The 17169-nt window shown below is 61.8% G+C and carries 15 protein-coding genes; 4 read left to right on the forward strand and 11 right to left on the reverse strand.

The window, feature by feature from the left end:
* From ACN0SW_RS04235 to ACN0SW_RS04250, 4 genes are all read right to left on the reverse strand, one after another.
* Positions 1–2459, reverse strand: a 2459-nt coding sequence (locus tag ACN0SW_RS04235; protein WP_417726663.1) for a choice-of-anchor L domain-containing protein, incomplete at its 3' end; no start/stop codon positions are given.
* Positions 2460–2696: 237 nt separating this feature from the next.
* Positions 2697–3062, reverse strand: a complete 366-nt coding sequence (locus tag ACN0SW_RS04240; protein WP_417726664.1) for a hypothetical protein — start codon at positions 3060–3062, stop codon at positions 2697–2699.
* The gene (locus ACN0SW_RS04245; protein ID WP_417726665.1) at positions 3059–3367 is read right to left on the reverse strand and encodes a hypothetical protein; all 309 of its coding nucleotides are present in this window, start codon (positions 3365–3367) and stop codon (positions 3059–3061) included. Before ACN0SW_RS04245 ends, ACN0SW_RS04240 begins: the two co-directional genes overlap by 4 nt.
* Before the next feature lie 12 nt (positions 3368–3379).
* The gene (locus tag ACN0SW_RS04250; RefSeq protein ID WP_417726666.1) at positions 3380–4444 is read right to left on the reverse strand and encodes a DUF2793 domain-containing protein; all 1065 of its coding nucleotides are present in this window, start codon (positions 4442–4444) and stop codon (positions 3380–3382) included.
* 332 nt (positions 4445–4776) lie between these two features.
* Here ACN0SW_RS04250 and ACN0SW_RS04255 point away from each other — a divergent pair, with 332 nt between their 5' ends.
* Positions 4777–5721 (forward strand): ABC transporter substrate-binding protein, encoded by a 945-nt coding sequence (locus ACN0SW_RS04255; protein ID WP_417726667.1) that lies wholly within the window; start codon positions 4777–4779, stop codon positions 5719–5721.
* Between the two features lie 101 nt (positions 5722–5822).
* On the opposite strand, the gene ACN0SW_RS04260 is transcribed toward ACN0SW_RS04255, so the two are convergent.
* From ACN0SW_RS04260 to argH, 5 genes are read right to left on the reverse strand one after another with little or no spacing between them, the layout of a single operon-like run.
* Positions 5823–8423 (reverse strand): TIGR02302 family protein, encoded by a 2601-nt coding sequence (locus ACN0SW_RS04260; protein ID WP_417726668.1) that lies wholly within the window; start codon positions 8421–8423, stop codon positions 5823–5825.
* Between the two features lie 37 nt (positions 8424–8460).
* Positions 8461–9726, reverse strand: coding sequence for a diaminopimelate decarboxylase (gene lysA, locus ACN0SW_RS04265; protein WP_417726669.1), 1266 nt, complete (start codon positions 9724–9726; stop codon positions 8461–8463).
* A 36-nt stretch (positions 9727–9762) separates the two neighbouring features.
* Positions 9763–10083, reverse strand: coding sequence for a DUF2834 domain-containing protein (locus ACN0SW_RS04270; RefSeq protein WP_417726670.1), 321 nt, complete (start codon positions 10081–10083; stop codon positions 9763–9765).
* The gene (locus ACN0SW_RS04275) at positions 10080–10262 is read right to left on the reverse strand and encodes an argininosuccinate lyase (RefSeq protein WP_417726671.1); all 183 of its coding nucleotides are present in this window, start codon (positions 10260–10262) and stop codon (positions 10080–10082) included. Before ACN0SW_RS04275 ends, ACN0SW_RS04270 begins: the two co-directional genes overlap by 4 nt.
* Positions 10259–11650, reverse strand: a complete 1392-nt coding sequence (gene argH, locus ACN0SW_RS04280; RefSeq protein WP_417726672.1) for an argininosuccinate lyase — start codon at positions 11648–11650, stop codon at positions 10259–10261. The genes ACN0SW_RS04275 and argH overlap by 4 nt, the downstream gene beginning before the upstream one ends.
* Before the next feature lie 24 nt (positions 11651–11674).
* Between argH and ACN0SW_RS04285 the strand changes: the two genes are divergently transcribed.
* Positions 11675–12241: a TlpA family protein disulfide reductase gene (locus ACN0SW_RS04285; protein ID WP_417726673.1), complete on the forward strand. Its 567-nt coding sequence runs from the start codon at positions 11675–11677 to the stop codon at positions 12239–12241.
* 96 nt (positions 12242–12337) lie between these two features.
* On the opposite strand, the gene ACN0SW_RS04290 is transcribed toward ACN0SW_RS04285, so the two are convergent.
* Together ACN0SW_RS04290 and ACN0SW_RS04295 are read right to left on the reverse strand one after the other, a co-directional pair.
* Complete coding sequence (locus ACN0SW_RS04290; protein ID WP_417726674.1) at positions 12338–12976, reverse strand: hypothetical protein; 639 nt, start codon at positions 12974–12976, stop codon at positions 12338–12340.
* Positions 12977–13000: 24 nt separating this feature from the next.
* Entirely contained in the window at positions 13001–14401 is a 1401-nt protein-coding gene (locus ACN0SW_RS04295) for a selenium-binding protein SBP56-related protein (RefSeq protein WP_417726675.1), read from the reverse strand.
* Between the two features lie 305 nt (positions 14402–14706).
* Between ACN0SW_RS04295 and ttcA the strand changes: the two genes are divergently transcribed.
* Together ttcA and ACN0SW_RS04305 are read left to right on the forward strand one after the other, a co-directional pair.
* A complete protein-coding gene (gene ttcA / locus ACN0SW_RS04300) occupies positions 14707–15576 on the forward strand; it encodes a tRNA 2-thiocytidine(32) synthetase TtcA (RefSeq protein WP_417726676.1) in 870 nt (289 codons plus the stop codon).
* A gap of 41 nt (positions 15577–15617) precedes the next feature.
* Positions 15618–17147, forward strand: a complete 1530-nt coding sequence (locus ACN0SW_RS04305) for a putative bifunctional diguanylate cyclase/phosphodiesterase (RefSeq protein ID WP_417726677.1) — start codon at positions 15618–15620, stop codon at positions 17145–17147.
* Positions 17148–17169 lie beyond the last annotated feature (22 nt).

A 17169-nucleotide genomic window follows, 5' to 3' on the forward strand; every position in this document is an offset into this window, starting at 1 on the left:
GCGCCATTGCCCGCGTCAATGCCGTCATGGCCAAAGCTGCCGGACATGCTGTCATTGCCGTCGCCGCCGTCGAGCGTGTCATTGCCCGCACCACCGGCAACCACGTCATGGCCAAGACCGCCCACAACCGAATCGTCACCAAAGCCCGCACCCATGATGTCGTCGCCATCGCCGCCAACAATCGTGTCATTGCCAAGACCGCCGCCAATATTGTCATTGCCAAGACCGCCAAACACGATGTCGTCGCCATCCGAGGCCGGGATGGAATCGTCCCCGTCGTCGCCAAATATACTGTCATTGCCCAGTGTACCCGGAAGGAATTCAGACGCAGCGGTGCCGTTCACCACATTGAAAGCCGCCTGCGCCCCGGTGCTGGTGATCTGGGTATTGCCCCCCGAAGTCACAACATTGAAGGTGGCATTGCTGAAATCACCCTCCAGCGTGACCGTGGTGTCCGCAACCCCATCACCATCTGTATCCACGTCTAGGATCGCAGACCCAAGCGTTACGACTAAGTTGTTGATATTAAAAAGAACCCCAAGGAACTCCAACAGGTCATCGTCATTCCAGCCATCAATGAGGTCACCGTTTAGCTGGTCTGGCGTGCCCGACACCGTATCCTCACCCCCACCAAGGTTGATCAGTTCCGGCGCAGCGGTTGCGTTGAACTGATCCGCACCGGACGAGCCACCAACATTCACAAAGCTACCGCTGGAATTGAAGTTAGAGGCCTGCATGTTGCCAATGAACAGACCTGAATCGAGGATATTGTCTCCGGTATCGGCAATCCCGATCTTGATCTCGTTCACACCCGCCTGAATCGGTGCGATCACTGTGATAACGCGCGAGAACCCGTCATATTCCGTGTCGAACTGTCCGGTAAAGGGATTGTTCGGATCGTTGTTGCCATCGTTGGAAAAGAAGTTGCCGGGCGTGTTGATACTGTCGCCCACGATCGACAGCGGTTGACCGGGATCGTTGTTGAACAGCGCGAAATTCTGCCCGTTCACAAAGACGGCCGCGATGTCAACAAAGCTGCTGTTGACGAATTCCGGGAACTCATCCGACCCAAAGAACAGATCGAACGACACCGCTGGCGCATTCCCCAGATTGGCCGCATCAAAGGTAAAGGTGATCACCGACGCATCATTGGTCGTCCCCGCCCCTGAAAACGCATCGCGCGCAGCCCCGTCCAGATCGGGATCGCCCGGTTCACTGAGGTTCACCGAAAACCCGGCTTCGCTGTTGCTGCTGCCGGGCCCGCCGCCAGTGGTCAGAAACACCCCCCGGTCAAGAGACACAACAGGTGTGACAGTCTCGAACTGGCCATCCAGATCGATATCTTCGATCCGGTTGATCGTGTACCCCTCAGGCAGGAGAGCAATCCCTTCAATCGCCCCTGTAAAGATCACGTCAACAGGCAAGAGATTGGGGTCTGATACCAGCGCGTCAGCTATCCGGTCGAATTCTGCCGGGCCAGAAACCGGTACACCGATCCCGGCTGTCGGGGCCTCGCCCAATTGTAGAATGGCTGAGCCATCGACAAAAGATTGCACCAGCGTCGCACTTGATTCCGCGCTCTGCACCGTGAAACTCGACTCGATGAATCCATCGACATCCACATCAATCGACACGGACAGACCATCACCACCTATAATGATATCGGACGTGGCGGTCAGACCCGCAATCCGGATCTCATCCCCGAACCCAATCAACAGGGTATCGCCGTTCAGTTCATCCGCGGTGCCCTGCAACACGTCCAGCCCACGACCTCCGTCGATGAAATCGGCCCCCGGTCCCCCGACCAACAGGTCGTTGCCATCTCCGCCGAACAGGCTGTCATCCCCGGCATTCCCAAGGAGCGTGTCCGCGCCGTCGCCACCATTGATCAGATCGTCGCCACCCAACCCGGAAATCACGTCGTCCGAACCAAAGCCGTCAATCACATCATTGCCTTCGGTGGGCGCGAACAGATCGACCTCCGTCGTGAGCACGCCGGCAATCGACGCGAGCGGAAACGAAACCCCCGGCGCGAACGGTCCGGACGGAATATCTCTCAGCGACCCGCTGGCCAAGATTTGCTCCATCTCCGCGACAGTCGGCACCGGCCCGGCAAATATGGGCACATTGTCCAATGGAAAGATGAAGGTTTGACCGCTGAAGGCATTAACAAACCCGACAAACTGCGACGTCACGCCATTCAGCTCGGCCTCCGCCATGAGCGTATCGAAATCGTTGTCAAAGACGAATGGGTCAACACCGTCCAACTGCACGTCGAACAGGTCGCCTTTGGTCACATCAAGCCGCCCTTCCGGGTCTGTCGGATCGATGGTTTCTGAGGTATATGTATACTCCAGATCGTCACTTCCGAGAACCTCCAGCGTTGCCGGTCCCAGGCCGGACACCGTTACTCCATCTGTGAAAAACTGGAACCCAGTGAGCGTGAACATTGTTGCCATTTGTAATCTCTCCAGCCCTGTAAAATTTACCAAGAATAAATGCGGCTTTCGCTCGGGGTAACGGTAAGTTTACTTAAGTTTGCTTAAGTTTACTTGATTCCCCTGGAAACAGCTTAACCTCAAAATGACAGAGTTCAAGAATTCTGGTCAGAGGGCTATCGGCTCAAACAACAAGCCTCTGATAGAAATGAATACTAATCACCGTCCCTGCGAAACAGGAACGCCCCGACCGGACGCTCAAAACCGGGCCGCCAGATCGGCAACCCCTGATGGAACGTCCGGCCAGACCGGATCAGTGCTCTCCACAATGGCGGTCCGGCACGCACTCTGCATCGCGGCAACCCAAGCCTTCCACGCCTGCGCCAACGCCAAATCACCCTCTTGCAGACCAGACGCCGCCAGCGCCGCCTCGCGCGGATTGCCATCCAGCACCGCAGCCGTAAACACGATCCCGGCCTGCGCGATGTTCATCTGTGTGGTTTCCGAACCCACAACCAGAATGCGCGCGCGGCACTCGGCCTTGATCGCTGCGGCCCGCACTGCCGCTGCCTCTGCGGCCTTGGCCACTGCGGTGATCGCTTGGGTGAAATCAATCTGCATCATTCAGTCTCCACGTCATAGGGCGGCAGGGCCACAGGCCCGTCAGCAGTTAGGGTCAGGGGGGCGGGATCAACGGTCTGCGGCGGCGCGGACGCCCCGAACGGCACCACCAGCGACAGATGCAGCACACCGCCAATGCGTTCCACGGGACCGGCGAACCAGTTGCTCGCAATTGCCTCTCGCGGCAGGGTCGCCCCATCCGGCAGAGGTGAGAAATCAAACGCCTCGCCATTGATCACCAGCATGTCGCCGGTGCGCCCAAGTGTCAGCACCTCATCGCGGCGCTGCGGTATAAGTGTGATTTGCATTGCGGTCTCTCCTTAGGCCCAACGGCCAATGACGATAAGGCCCACGAATGAGGAAACACGCGCAGAGGCCGTGTTGAATGAGCTGACACTGACCGATGTTGTGGTGCCGCCAATGGCCCGAGGTATGCTGATCGCCCCCCCACCGATTGTGACAGCGGCGACACGCGGCGTTGCGGCAAACGCAGCCGGGTAGGTCCAGGTCACCTCGCCCGCCGAAGATGTGGCGAGGGACGTCGCGCAAATCTGCAAGCCGTTCGCAAATCTGCTGTATTCACCAGCGCCGCCCACAAAGACGCTCTCGATAAGCGCGCCAGTGGGCACACCTCCGGTCAGGCCAACAGGCCCCAGAATATTCCCGCGCCAAAACACATCCGAACCCAGCGCAGCACCCGCCGCCCCCACGGTCAGAACCCGCCCCGCCGTGGCATCGGCCACATGCGATTGCACCGCCGCACCGCTGATCTGCCCGGTCTGCGCATCAACCCGCAGCGCTTCGGTCCAGTCTGCGCCATCCGCGCTCACCTTGATTGAAAAATCATCTTGGCCGGCCAGCCCCATTTCCGCATGACCCGCAAAGGCCGTCTGAAACAGCAGACTTGCAGTGTCACTGACGGCCGCCTTGTTGATCTTGAGCTGATGCCCCGCCCCGGCATGGCTCAGCAATGTCGCCTCCGCCGCCACGTTCAACGGGTTTGCCGCATCGGCTTGGGTGCCAATCCCCAGCGCCTCCAGCCTGTCCGGAAACCCGCGCCAGACGCCCTGACGATAAATTCTCACACCAGAGCCGCCGCGCTCTGCTGCAATCCAGCCCTCTTGCGGCGTGACAAATGTCCACGCCGCATCCGCAAACATGGCAAGCTGGCCATCCTGCCCGGCCCAAACCCCGGTCGCCCCCGGTCCCAGAGCATAGCGCGCGCCCGTCTCTGGCACGGCAGGGGGCTCTGTCGCCTCGAACCCGTCCAACGCCATCTGAACCAAAAGATCCAGCCGTTGCACAGCCTCATTATGGGTCACATGCTTTTGCGCCTGTGACGGGGCGATAAACGGCAGGTCAAGGCGGGCTGATAAATCCGACATCTGTCTCTCCAGAACGGTTGCGCAGGCGACAACCTCGGGGAAACAGGCTTGCCAGCAGGTTAACACCGCGGACGCAGAACACCTACTCGACTGATTTCATGTCATAAACCTATGGCGCACCGATGCCGGAACCGATCAATTGAAACATCGGACACCCTCTCGTGTAGTGGTATGAAAAGGGATGCAGCATGCATCGGACATGGTATCGTATGGCGTGAATCGGAAAACACCTTACCATTGCTCACAACTGCCATTTCAGCATCTCGTTTTCCGATCTGACCAATTGACACATATGAGGGCCGCAGGCCCTCGCTTTGACCAAGGAGTTTGACATGAAATCTACCTGCTGCGCGCTCGCGCTCTGCGCCTTTGCCCTCCCCGCATCTGCGGCGGACTTGGGCAAATCCGAAGAGCCAATCAAGCTTGCGCTCACGGAAGGGACCGGTGCCCAGATCACCGCCCATATGGCAGGCGAATTGCTCACGGCCGCAGGCTACAAGGTCGAATACGTGCCGGTTCAGGACATGGCCGTGTTTCGCCAGATGGGCCGGGGCAACATTGACGCCAATCTCGAAATCTGGCCCGCCAATGCCGCGCCGTCCTTTCGCGATATGGTAATGGATCGCAGCCTGGTGGAAATGGGTGATCTGGGTCTCTCCCTTGTCGAGGGGCTGGCCTATCCCGCCCATATGGAAACCACCTGCCCTGGCCTGCCCGCGCTTGAGGCGCTGCGCGACTGTGCCGCCGCGTTCAGCACCGATGGCGATACACCAGTGCTGATCGACTACCCCACCGCATGGGAAGGACCGGGGGCCGATCTGATGACAGCGCTGAACCTGCCCTTCACCACCACGCCTGCGGCCTCTGAACAGGCGCTCGTCGATAGCCTCGTCAGCGCCAGCAAGAACGGCACCCCGGCGCTCGCGATGTTCTGGCAACCGCATTGGGCCGTGGCCGCCCAAGACCTGCGCTTTGTCGAACTGCCCGTGGCCGAGGCCGCCTGCTATGAGGATGCAAGCTGGGGGATCAACCCCAATGCGGTGGGCGATTGCGGCTTTCCGGCGCTCACAGCCGTCAAAGCCGTGATCAAAGGATTCAAGACCCGCTGGCCCGCCGCCTATATCATGCTGGGCGATTTCCAGATCACCAACGAGACCCAGGCCGAGTTGATGATCGCGGTCGAACGGGATGGGCGTCCCGTCGCCGAAGTTGCCGCCGAATGGGCCGCCGCCAATGAAGAAAACTGGCGTCCGCTGGTCGAGGGCGCCATCAACTGAGCGGTTTCCGGCAAGGGACAGGGTTCACCAATCCTGTCCCCGCCCCACCACTGCAACACAGCGCTCACACAGAACGCCGCAGGCGCATCATACAGCGCGCGTCAGAACCGCTCCAGCAACCGCTTGAGATACTCCAGCTCCACATCCGGGCGCGCGCCCTCGCCTGACCGCTTGCGGATCTCGTCCAGCAATTCCCGCGCCCGCCGATACACATCCTCGCCCTGCAACAAACTGTCCTGCGTGCCCGCCTGCCGCCCTCGCCCGGCCTCACGCCCCAACGGGTCTGCCTGCGCTTGCCCCGGTTGACCTTCGGCATCGCCCTGACCACCCGGATTTTGCTGCTCGGCCAGCGCCTCCCCCATGTTGCGCATGCCCTCGCGCAGCGCATCCATCGCCTCGGCCTGATTGTCGATGGCCCCCGCCAGATCGTCACTGCGCAGCGCCTCTTCGGCCCCTTCCATCGCCCGCCCAGCCCGTTCCAGCGCCTCGCGCGCGGCTTCTCCGGCCTCGCCGCCCAATTGCGGCAATCCCTGCCGCTGACGCTCCAATTCCTGCCGCAACGCGTCCTGCCGCTCGGCCAGTGACCCCTCACCGGTCTGACCGCCCTCAGCCTGATCACGGCCCTCACCGCCTTGACCCTGCTGCTGGCCGCCCTTGCCACCCTGGCCCTGCTGACCCTCATGGCTCTGACCGCGGCCTTCGCCACCATTGCGGCCCTCATTGCCCTGCGACTGCCCCGATTGCGCGCCGGGGTTGAATTGCTCCTGCAAATCGCGGAACGCCTGATCCGACAGGCCCTGCTGCTCGCGCAGCGTCTCGGCCAGCCCCTCCATCGCCTGTTCTCCCTGCGATTGGCCCTGCTGTCCCTGCCCTTGGGTGACCTGCATATTCTCCATCATCTGCTGGAACTCTTCGAGCGCCTGCTGCGCCTCGGCATAGCGGCCCTGTTCCATCAGCTCCTGAATGCGGTCCATCATGTCCTGCAGATCCTGCTGGTTCATCTGCATCATGTTCTCGGCGTTGCGCTGATCGCTGCCTTCAGGGGTCTCGCGCCCGGCCTGCTGCATCTTCTGGCGCAGATAATCCTGCGTGGCGTCGCGCAACTCCTGCATCAACTGCGCGATCTCCTCTTCGCTGGCGCCGTTCTTCATCGCCTCGCTCAGCCGCTCTTGCGCGGTGCGCATCCGCTCCAGCGCATCGCCCAGATCGCCATCCTCCAACAAAACGCCCAGATCCCAGAGCGCCTGTGCAATCTCATCGCGCTCAGCCTCATCCAATCCGTCACTGCGCGTCATCGCCTCCAATTGCCGAATGATCACCCGCAAACGCAAATAGGCCCTTTCGGAGCGAAACAGCCGGCTTTTCGGTTTGTAGGACACCGCGCGCAACACCTGCGCCACGCGTCCGGCATTCTGCCGCGACCACAACAGATCGCGTCGTTGTTCAATCACCGCCGCCGCCATCGGATCAAAGAACCGGCGCGCGGGCAATGCCATCTCAAAGGGGGTCGACCGCGCCTCTTGTCCCGCCGCATCCTCGACCTGCAACACCAAGGTTATCGGCAAATGCGCCCAAGGATGCTCTGACAGGTTCTCGACCAGGGTCTCTGTGAATTCGGTCCGGTCACCCGCCAGCGGCATCGGCAGATCAAGCCGGATCGGCGCGCGTGGCTCCGGAGCCACCGACAAACCATAACGCCGATCCACCTGCGCCAGATCCAGTTCAAAGACAGCGCTGCCGCTGACCACGCCGTAATCATCGCGCGCGACAAAGGGCTGGCTCATCTGCCCGTCAAAGGTGGTGCGCGCCTCGCGTTCCATTAGATCGACCTGTGGGGCGGCATCCGCCAGCGCCGCAATCGCCCACTCACGTCCCCCCGGCCCGTCGATGCGCAGGGCACCATCGCCCGCGACCTCGAACTGTTGCTCAGGATGGGGGTTCGCGGCCTCTGCCCCCGGTCCGGATACGGTCTCCGTCAGGCGCAGTGCCCCCACCTCGCCATAAAACCGCAGGGTGATCCGGCTGCCTTGGGGCACCTCGATCACCGCGCCCTGATCCGCCAGATAGAGGCTCGGCAAACGGGTATAGGCGGGCGGCTCGATCCAACCCTCCCATGTCGGGCCAGAGGCCAGCGCCGCCGCACCGCCGCCCGGCACCATCTGCGCCACCGACCCGGCCCGCCAGACCGAGCCAAAGAGCAGCGCCACCACTAGCCCCAACAAGGCAATATAGCGCAACCCAAACGGATCTTGCCGCGACAACCGCAAATCCGGCTCTACCGCGCGCGCCTGCGCGGCCCGTGCCGCCATCCGCGCCTGATGCGCCCGCCACAATGCGGTTGACCCGGCATCGCCTGCGCCCACCGCCTGCACATCCGCCAGCGCCGCCAATGGCCTGCCCGGCATCGCCGCATCCAGACGCGCCAGCGCCTCGGCCCGACGCGGATAGCGGAACTTGGCCACCCCCAGCACACCGCACACCAGCACCGCCAGCCCGCCCAGCATCATGGCGCCCCAGACCACCTCGACCGCCGCCATATCCTGAAGGCCCAGCATCAGCGCCGCCGCCGCTGCGGCGATCACGCTCCAGACCGGCCAGAACGCCCGCACCAGCCGCTCGGCGATCAACCCCGCCCAAGTCAGCAAGAGCGGTCGCCGCAACCGCGCGGTCAGCCCCTTCAGCGGATTTTCGGTCGCAGCCATGCGCGGCACCTCATCTCGGCCCCGCGCGCCCATCGCGTCAGAGCCATTCAGGGATGGTATCGCGATTTATCATTTCGTCAAAGGTCGGTCTGGCGCGGATCACGGCAAAGTCACGCTCATGCACCAGCACCTCGGGCACCAGAGGCCGGGTATTATACTCGCTCGACATCACCGCACCGTAAGCGCCGGCACTGCGAAACGCCACCAGATCGCCCTCGGCCAGTGGCGGCAACATCCGCCCCTTGGCGAATGTATCCCCCGATTCGCAGACCGGCCCGACCACGTCATAGGGCATCTGCTCCACCCCCGCCGCAGGCTCGACCAGCGGCACGATGTCGTGATGCGCATCATACATGGCCGGACGGATGAGATCGTTCATCGCGGCATCAAGGATCAGGAAATCCCGCCCTTCCCCGGATTTTACATAGATCACCCGGCTCACCAGAATGCCCGCATTTCCGGCAATCAGCCGCCCCGGCTCAATCTCGATCTCACAGCCCAGATGCCCCAGAACCTCGCGGATCAGCGCACCATATTCGGTGGGCAGCGGCGGGGCCTCATTCGAGCGCGTATAGGGGATGCCCAAACCGCCCCCCAAATCGAGGCGGCGAATATCATGCCCGTCAGCGCGCAGCGCTTGGGTCAATTCCGCCACCTTTTCATAAGCAAGGCGGAACGGTGCCAACTCGGTCAGTTGCGATCCGATATGCACATCGATCCCGATCACCTCCAGCCCCGGCAGGGCGGCGGCCTCCGCGTAAACCGTGCGCGCCCGCGCGATCGGGATGCCAAACTTGTTCTCGCTCTTGCCGGTGGCAATCTTGGCATGGGTCTTGGCATCCACATCCGGATTGACCCGGATGGTAATCGGCGCGCGCATGCCCAATTCCAGCGCCACGGCATTGAGCGCCAGCATTTCCGGCTCGCTCTCGATATTGAACTGCCGGATGCCACCTTCCAGCGCCATGCGCATCTCGTCGCGGGTCTTGCCCACGCCCGAAAACACGATCCGCTCGCCCGGCACACCCGCCGCGCGGGCGCGCGCATATTCCCCGCCCGAGACCACATCCATGCCCGCCCCCAAACGCGCCAGCGTCTTCAGAATCGCCTGATTGCTCGCCGCTTTCATCGCGTAACAGACCAGATGATCCATCCCCGCCAATGCCTCGTCAAACAGGCGAAAATGCCGCTCCAGCGTCGCGGTGGAATAGCAATAGAACGGTGTGCCCACCGCCTCGGCGATCTCGCTCAGAGACACATCCTCGGCATGCAACACGCCCTTATGATAGAGAAAATGATCCACGCGCCGTCCCGCCCCGTTTCATCGTTCCAAAAATACTCAAATTCCGCGCGTACCGCCCCGCGAAGCCCGCAAGAACAGATAGAGCGGCAAACCGCAACTCACCCCGATCCCGAACGTCGCCGGAATCGCAATCATCCCCAGCCAATGCCGGTGCCGCACAGTCTCTGCCAGCACCCAGACCGTCAGCGCCACGGCAGCGATGGTCAGATCCCAGACCAGACCGGAACTGGCCGCATTGGCATGCCAGGCATCGACCATAGCCCCGAGGTCATAGCCGTTCTGCCCAAACCATTGCAAAAACCAATACATCGGATGAAGAGCGCCCCACACAGCCAGTGCGGCAAAGACCCATCTCACAGGCCCAGCCCCACGCCGAGATTGACACCGCCCACGCGGACCCCACCGCCCACGCCGACGTTGACGCCACGGGTGCCGACCCCCACATTCACGCCCGCTGTCGGGCGCACCGGCGGGCCATCCACACCGCAGGCGACCAGCACCGACAGCGCAATCAGCCCCAGACCCAGCCGTATCATCCCAACCGCTCCTTCCACCGCGCCACCTGCGCGCGCACCTGCTCAGGCGCCGTGCCGCCATAGCTCACCCGCGAGGCGACCGAATTATGCACGCCCAGCACATCATAGACCGACGCGTTGATTTCGCCATGCACCTCTTGCATCTCGTTCAGGCTCAGGTCCGGCAGGTCACAGCCCTTGGCCTCGGCGCGCGCCACCAGCGTCCCCGTGACATGATGCGCCTCGCGAAACGGCATATCCAGCACCCGCACCAGCCAATCGGCCAGATCGGTCGCGGTCGAGAACCCGGCACCGGCAGCCGCCTCCAGATTATCCGTCCGCGCCGCCATGTCGCGCACCATGCCCTCCATCGCGGCCAAGGCCAGCATCAGGTTGTCAGCCGCGTCAAACACCTGTTCCTTGTCTTCCTGCATGTCCTTGGAATAGGCCAGTGGCAGCCCCTTCATCACCATCATCAGCGCCACATTGGCCCCGAAAATCCGTCCCACCTTGGCGCGGATGAGCTCGGCCGCATCCGGGTTCTTCTTCTGCGGCATGATGCTCGATCCGGTTGAAAACCGATCCGACAGCGCCACGAACCGGAATTGCGCCGAGGACCAGATCACCAACTCTTCCGCGAACCGGCTCAGGTGCATGGCGCAGATGCCGGCCGCCGCCAGAAACTCCAGCGCGAAATCCCGGTCACTCACCGCATCCAGCGAATTGGCGCAGGGGCGGTCAAAGCCCAGCGCCTCGGCTGTCATCTCCCGGTCGATGGGAAAGGAGGTGCCCGCCAGCGCCGCCGCCCCCAAGGGGCATTCGTTCATCCGCGCCCGTGCGTCGCGCACCCGGCTCAAATCCCGGCCAAACATCTCGACATAGGCCATCATGTGATGCCCCCATGTCACCGGCTGCGCGGTCTGCAAATGGGTGAATCCGGGCATCACCCACCCGGCCCCCGCCTCAGCCTGCGTCAGAAGGGCGCGCATCAACGCCTGCAACGCCTGATCCACCGCATCCAGTTGATCGCGCACCCAGAGCCGGAAATCGGTGGCCACCTGATCATTGCGCGAGCGCCCGGTGTGCAGCCGCCCGGCGGGCGCGCCGATCAGGTCCTTCAGCCGCGCCTCGACATTCATGTGAATATCTTCCAGCGCCGTGGAAAACTGAAACTCCCCCGCCTCGATCTCTGACAAGACCGTGAGCAGCCCTTCCCTCATCGCCGCCGCATCACTATCACTGACAATACCTGTGGCCGCCAACATCGCGGCATGGGCCCTCGACCCGGCGATATCTTGTGCCGCCATCCGCTTGTCGAATGAGATCGAGGCATTAATTGCCTCCATGATCGCATCCGGCCCGGCGGCAAAGCGGCCGCCCCACATCTGGTTCGAGGTTGTGTTCGTCATGTCTTTGGCCCTTCGGAGGGAATTATGAAAATCATTCGTCAGATCGTCCTTTATATGGCCCTAGCGCTTGGTGCAAATACTGCCCACGCCGATACCGCAGCCCTTGAGGCGCTGCGCGACGGCGACATGAAGAAATTGAACGTTCACAGCACCCCCATCGCCGCCCCGACGACCGAATTCACCCGCGCTGACGGCACCATGGGCACGCTCGCCGATTTTCAGGGGCGCTATGTCGTGCTGAATTTCTGGGCCACTTGGTGCGCGCCCTGCCGGGCCGAGATGCCGACGCTCTCGAACCTGCAACGCGAGATGCAAAGCGAGGATTTCGAGGTCGTCACCATCGCCACAGGGCGCAACGCCCCCACCGCCATGGCCAAATTCTTCGATGAAATCGGCGTCGACAACCTGCCACTCCATACCGACCCCAAGAGCGCGCTGGCCCGTGCCATGGGGGTCTTTGGCCTGCCCATCACCGTCATTCTCGACCCCGAGGGACATGAAATCGCCCGCCTCCAAGGCGACGCCCATTGGGACAGCGACAGCGCCAGGGCGATTATTCAGGCATTGGTGGATAGCAAAGGAGAGAGCTGAGCGCGCGCGACGGCCCCAAAGCGGCGGATTTTCCAGAGACAGCGGTCATTGCCGGCGCAGGCCTCAGCTCTGCGGCTCTGCGGTTCACCGATAAACCTATTGGGCAAACACAAGCGAGATCGTCCCCACCAGAATCAGGCTCAGCGCCCAGACCAGATCAAGGTTGAACCAACTCCTTGAGAGAAACCGCAGCCCAAGCCATTTATAAACACCGACCGCCAGCGCCCCCCCCGAGAGCATCATCGCCGAGGTATGAACAACGGCAACCAAAACCGCGATCCCGGCATTGCCCGCCATCAGAGTCGTGGCCGCCGCATGACCGGCATCCGCTTCAGCCGCGCGGCAAATGCCCAGATAGACGGGCACCAGCATCAGCCCGGCGCCATGCGCCATCGCCGCCAAAAAGGACCACAGCCCAAGCCGCGACGGCGGCACACGCGCCAGAAACCGCGGATGCCGCGGGCTAAAGACAAGATACAAGCCGAGCCCGATCACAAGAAGCGCGGCCCCGATCTGAATCTCCCGCTGCCATTCCACAAGGACCAACAGCGCCATGAACGGAAACAGGATCGCCGCCATGGCCAGAAAATGCCCGACGGCCAGCGCCAGCAACGCCCTGTAAAGGCTCCGATGTGCGTGGTCCATCAGGGCGGCAGACACAGCCAACGGCCATCCCATGCCCGGGTTGACCCCGTGGTAAATGCCTGAGAGGACAACGGCCCACCACAGGGCCATTGCCGTATCCGTGACCTCCACGCGTCAGACGGAGGGGTAGCAGAAACTGTCGGTCGAACAGTCACCGCCCTCAAGACGGATCTGGTGGCTGCGATAGCCCTTGGGAAAGTCGATGTAGAAATCCTTGTCGAGCTCAAGCCCGCCAGTTTCTCCGACATTCGCCATCACCATCTGACCGCCCTCGTCATTGGGATAAAACTGGTTGTCCCAGGTTGAATAGAGCGAGTTCGTCCAGTAGACGCGCTTTCCGTCGCGGCTGATCTCGACCATCTGAGGACCGTAGGCAAAGGGCTTGCGATTCGGATGCTTGGTGCCCCGGCCAATTCCCCCCAACTCGACCTTGCCGGTCAGCTTGGGATGCATCGGGTCGGAGACATCGTATTGATGCATCTCGCCCATACCCCAGCAGGCCACATAGAGGTATTTGTCATCAAGGCTGAGGTCGATATCCGTCACCAGCGGCGGCACGGCCGCAAAGCCTTGCAGCAGCGGCGGAAGATTCTCGACCTTTTCAGGGCGCGGATCGATGGTCAGGGTCTTCTTGGCCTCAAAGGTGCCATCGTCCTTCCGCCACCAGGTAAAGATTGCGCCCTGCAGATTGGTGGTATCCACAACGACACCGCAAAACCCATAGTCCTTGGCCGGGTCATGGGCTGGCCGGATTTCAAGAGCCATCTGGTGGTTCGCGCCCAGATCAATGGTCTGGACATTGCGCCGCTCACGCAGATTCCAGAAATGGATTGAATGGCCGTACTTGTTCGACAGCAAATCCTCCGGGACAATGCCATTCTCGAACTGCGGCGGCAGGCCCCATTCCGAACTGACCATGTAGTCACGCGGCAGGTTCCACCAGAAATCGTAATGCTTGTCCTGTTTGCCACGATCCATCTCGTAGCGGCCAAGGATCTCGAAGGTCTCGCAATCCATGATAAAGATGCCCGGCGGCCCATCAGTTCCGTCCTTGCCGCCGCCACCGAGGGTCGAGACGTAGATGCCCTCCGGGCCGCAATGGATGGTGTGCGGGCGCGAATAGCCGGTCTTGGCAAAGACCTCTTCCGGCTCGATGATCTTGTATATCTTGGCGTGCATCGGCTCCTTCACATCGATAACATAGATGCGCGAAGACCGAATGCCCGGAATGATCAGATAGCGCCGCTCAAGAAAGGCATGACCGGTAAGCGGGGAAAGCGCAGACGAACAGGCGTTCCAGCCGAAATGGTGAAACTCATCCCCTGTGTTGGGCATGATAACCTGATGAACAATCGTGCCATAGGTGTCTGATTTCGGATTGACGTCGATGATCGCCAGACCATCCGGCTGCGACCCATCGGGGCTAAGCATAAGCGTAAAGGCCAGTGTTTCCGCCGGGGCTTCCATGGCAAGCTTCGGGGTGGCATGAAATGTAGGATCGGGTCGTAGGTTCATGATTGACTCCTCCCAAGCCGTCAGCGCCCACTTGTTATAATAGAATGATCCTTCTTCGGGCACTGTCGCAACACAGTGCCACGAATCCGGAATTCTTGGAAACACTTTGATTTCCCGGCTCCGCACCACATCCCCTGACGTTGTCTTGAAAAGAAACCGGATCAGCCCCTTTCACCTCATCGTTTTCTTGAAAAGAAAACGGATCGGACCCTTTGAAAGGGTCCGCGCCAAATCCTTGCCGCCCCATGCCCGACGGCCCCGCGCAGACCCTTGTGCGAGCCCGTCAAAACCCCTAAAGCCAGCCCATGCTAGACGAAACCGAAGAGATCCATCCACTGTTCCACGGGGCGCCCAGCAGCACCGAATTCAAAAAGCTGCGCAAACGCATTGTCCGCCACACCCGCGAGGCGATCGAACAATATGGCATGATCGCACCGGGCGGCAAATGGCTCGTCTGCCTATCGGGCGGCAAGGACAGCTACACCCTGCTTGCGGTGCTTTACGAGCTGAAATGGCGCGGCCTTTTGCCGGTCGATCTTCTCGCCTGCAATCTCGATCAGGGCCAGCCCGGCTTTCCGGCCACCGTCCTGCCGAAATTCCTCGAAGAGCGCGGCGTCCCCCACCGGATCGAGTATCAGGACACCTACTCCATCGTCATGGACAAGGTGCCCGCCGGACGCACCTATTGCGCGCTATGTTCCCGGCTTCGCAGGGGAAATCTCTATCGCATCGCCCGTGAAGAGGGCTGCACGGCGGTGGTCTTGGGCCATCACCGCGACGACATTCTGGAAACCTTCTTCATGAACCTCTTTCACGGCGGGCGGCTCGCCACCATGCCGCCAAAGCTGGTGAACGAAGAGGGCGATCTGTTTCTCTACCGCCCCCTCGCGCATGTCGCCGAAGAAGATTGCGAGCGGTTTGCCCGTGCCATGAATTACCCGATCATCCCCTGCGATCTCTGCGGCTCGCAGGATGGGTTGCAACGCCAGCAGGTCAAACAGATCCTTGATGGCTGGGAGGCGAATTCACCCGGTCGCCGTCAGGTCATGTTCCGCGCCCTGATGAACGCGCGGCCCTCGCACCTGCTTGATCCCAACCTGTTCGATTTCGCCGGCCTGACGACCGAATCGATAAAATCCGATGCAAATCCCGAAGGATTGCCCAAACTCCGTTAACCCCTCGGCGCTAGGCTCAAGGCCAGATCGCGGGATATCGGATGTTTTACAAAACAAAACAGATAGTTAACGTGGCTCTGACGAGCGTGGCACAGGCTATGCGCTGGCCGCAATCGCTCGCCCTCCTCACCGCCGCCGCCCTCGCGGCCCATTGGTTCGGCACCGCCGCTCTCTTTCTCGCGCTGCCTGTCACCGTGGTTCTGTTCAGTCTTTCATCCCGCCCTGATGATCTGCGCGCGCCCCCACACACAGACCTGACCGATGACAGCACACAGATGTACGCTCAGATCGAACGCACGGTGTCTCATGCCCACCGCAACGGCCTGCGCACCGGCTGCCTGATCCTGCAGATTGATGACTACGCGTCTCTGACCGACCGCTACGGCCTGGCAACCGCCGACCGTGTGATGGTGCAGACACTTGAACGCCTCGCACGCGCGCTCCGCGCCCCGGACCAGCTTTTCGATCTCGGGGTGGGGCGCATCGGCGTCCTGCTCACCCCGGGTCGCGACCTTGGGCATGACCGCCTCCTGTTTCTTGCCGACCGCCTGAGCGCCGCCCTCAAAGAGCCGATCACACTGGACGCAACCACCCTCTATATCTCTGCCTCCATTGGACTTTGCCTTGATGGTCATGCCCCCGCCCGCTCGGCCAAGGCCCTGTTTGACGCGACCATGACCGCCCTTGACGAGGCACGCCGCCACGGCCCCTCTGCGATCCGTGCCTACGCACGCGGCATGCGCGCAGCCACGCCCCTGCCGCATCAGATCGCGGACGAATTGCAACAGGCCCTCGACACCGGCCAGTTCATCAGTTGGTTTCAGCCGCAGATCAGCGCCGCCACCGGCGAGATAACCGGGTTTGAGGCTCTCGCGCGCTGGATGCACCCCACTGCGGGGCTCATTACCCCGGCGGAATTCCTGCCGCTCCTCGCCGCCTCTGGCCGGATGGAGGTGCTCGGCGATGCGATGCTGGCCAATGCCCTGCGCGCGCTGCAAACTTGGGATAATCTTGACCTGGACATTCAGTATGTCAGCGTCAACTTCTCTCCGGAAGAGCTGCGCAATCCGCACCTTCCGGCAAAAATCGCATGGGAACTGGACCGCTGTGATCTTGCCCCCTCGCGGCTGACAGTCGAAATTCTCGAAACCGTGCTGGCCACCTCTGCTGATGATACCATCACCCGCAACATCGCCGCTCTGGCCGACATGGGCTGCCTCATCGACCTTGATGATTTCGGCACCGGCCACGCCTCGATCTCGACCATCCGCCGGTTTGCCGTGCAGCGGCTCAAAATCGACCGCTCCTTTGTCACCAAGATTGATCATGACCCCGAACAACAGCGCATGGTCGCCGCCATCCTCTCGATGGCCGAGCGCCTCGACCTCGCCACCCTCGCTGAAGGGGTCGAGACCGCAGGCGAACACGCCATGCTCGCCCAACTGGGCTGTGGTCATTTGCAGGGCTTTGGCATCGGTCGCCCCATGCCGCTCGACGCGACCGCCGATTGGATCGCGACCCATCGCGCCAAATTCCCGCATCCGCCCCGGATTACCCGCGCCAAAGGGTAAGAGCCGCGATGAATCCCCGCGC

Source organism: Roseovarius sp. (assembly GCF_048262375.1).
Taxonomy (GTDB): domain Bacteria; phylum Pseudomonadota; class Alphaproteobacteria; order Rhodobacterales; family Rhodobacteraceae; genus Roseovarius.

Coding starts and splice junctions, on each gene's coding strand:
- ACN0SW_RS04240 (WP_417726664.1), bottom strand. CDS start 3,062: ATGATGCAGATTGATTTCACCCAAGCGATCACCGCAGTGGCCAAGGCC.
- ACN0SW_RS04245 (WP_417726665.1), bottom strand. CDS start 3,367: ATGCAAATCACACTTATACCGCAGCGCCGCGATGAGGTGCTGACACTT.
- ACN0SW_RS04250 (WP_417726666.1), bottom strand. CDS start 4,444: ATGTCGGATTTATCAGCCCGCCTTGACCTGCCGTTTATCGCCCCGTCA.
- ACN0SW_RS04255 (WP_417726667.1), top strand. CDS start 4,777: ATGAAATCTACCTGCTGCGCGCTCGCGCTCTGCGCCTTTGCCCTCCCC.
- ACN0SW_RS04260 (WP_417726668.1), bottom strand. CDS start 8,423: ATGGCTGCGACCGAAAATCCGCTGAAGGGGCTGACCGCGCGGTTGCGG.
- ACN0SW_RS04275 (WP_417726671.1), bottom strand. CDS start 10,262: ATGATACGGCTGGGTCTGGGGCTGATTGCGCTGTCGGTGCTGGTCGCC.
- argH (WP_417726672.1), bottom strand. CDS start 11,650: ATGACGAACACAACCTCGAACCAGATGTGGGGCGGCCGCTTTGCCGCC.
- ACN0SW_RS04285 (WP_417726673.1), top strand. CDS start 11,675: ATGAAAATCATTCGTCAGATCGTCCTTTATATGGCCCTAGCGCTTGGT.
- ACN0SW_RS04290 (WP_417726674.1), bottom strand. CDS start 12,976: ATGGCCCTGTGGTGGGCCGTTGTCCTCTCAGGCATTTACCACGGGGTC.
- ACN0SW_RS04295 (WP_417726675.1), bottom strand. CDS start 14,401: ATGAACCTACGACCCGATCCTACATTTCATGCCACCCCGAAGCTTGCC.
- ttcA (WP_417726676.1), top strand. CDS start 14,707: ATGCTAGACGAAACCGAAGAGATCCATCCACTGTTCCACGGGGCGCCC.
- ACN0SW_RS04305 (WP_417726677.1), top strand. CDS start 15,618: ATGTTTTACAAAACAAAACAGATAGTTAACGTGGCTCTGACGAGCGTG.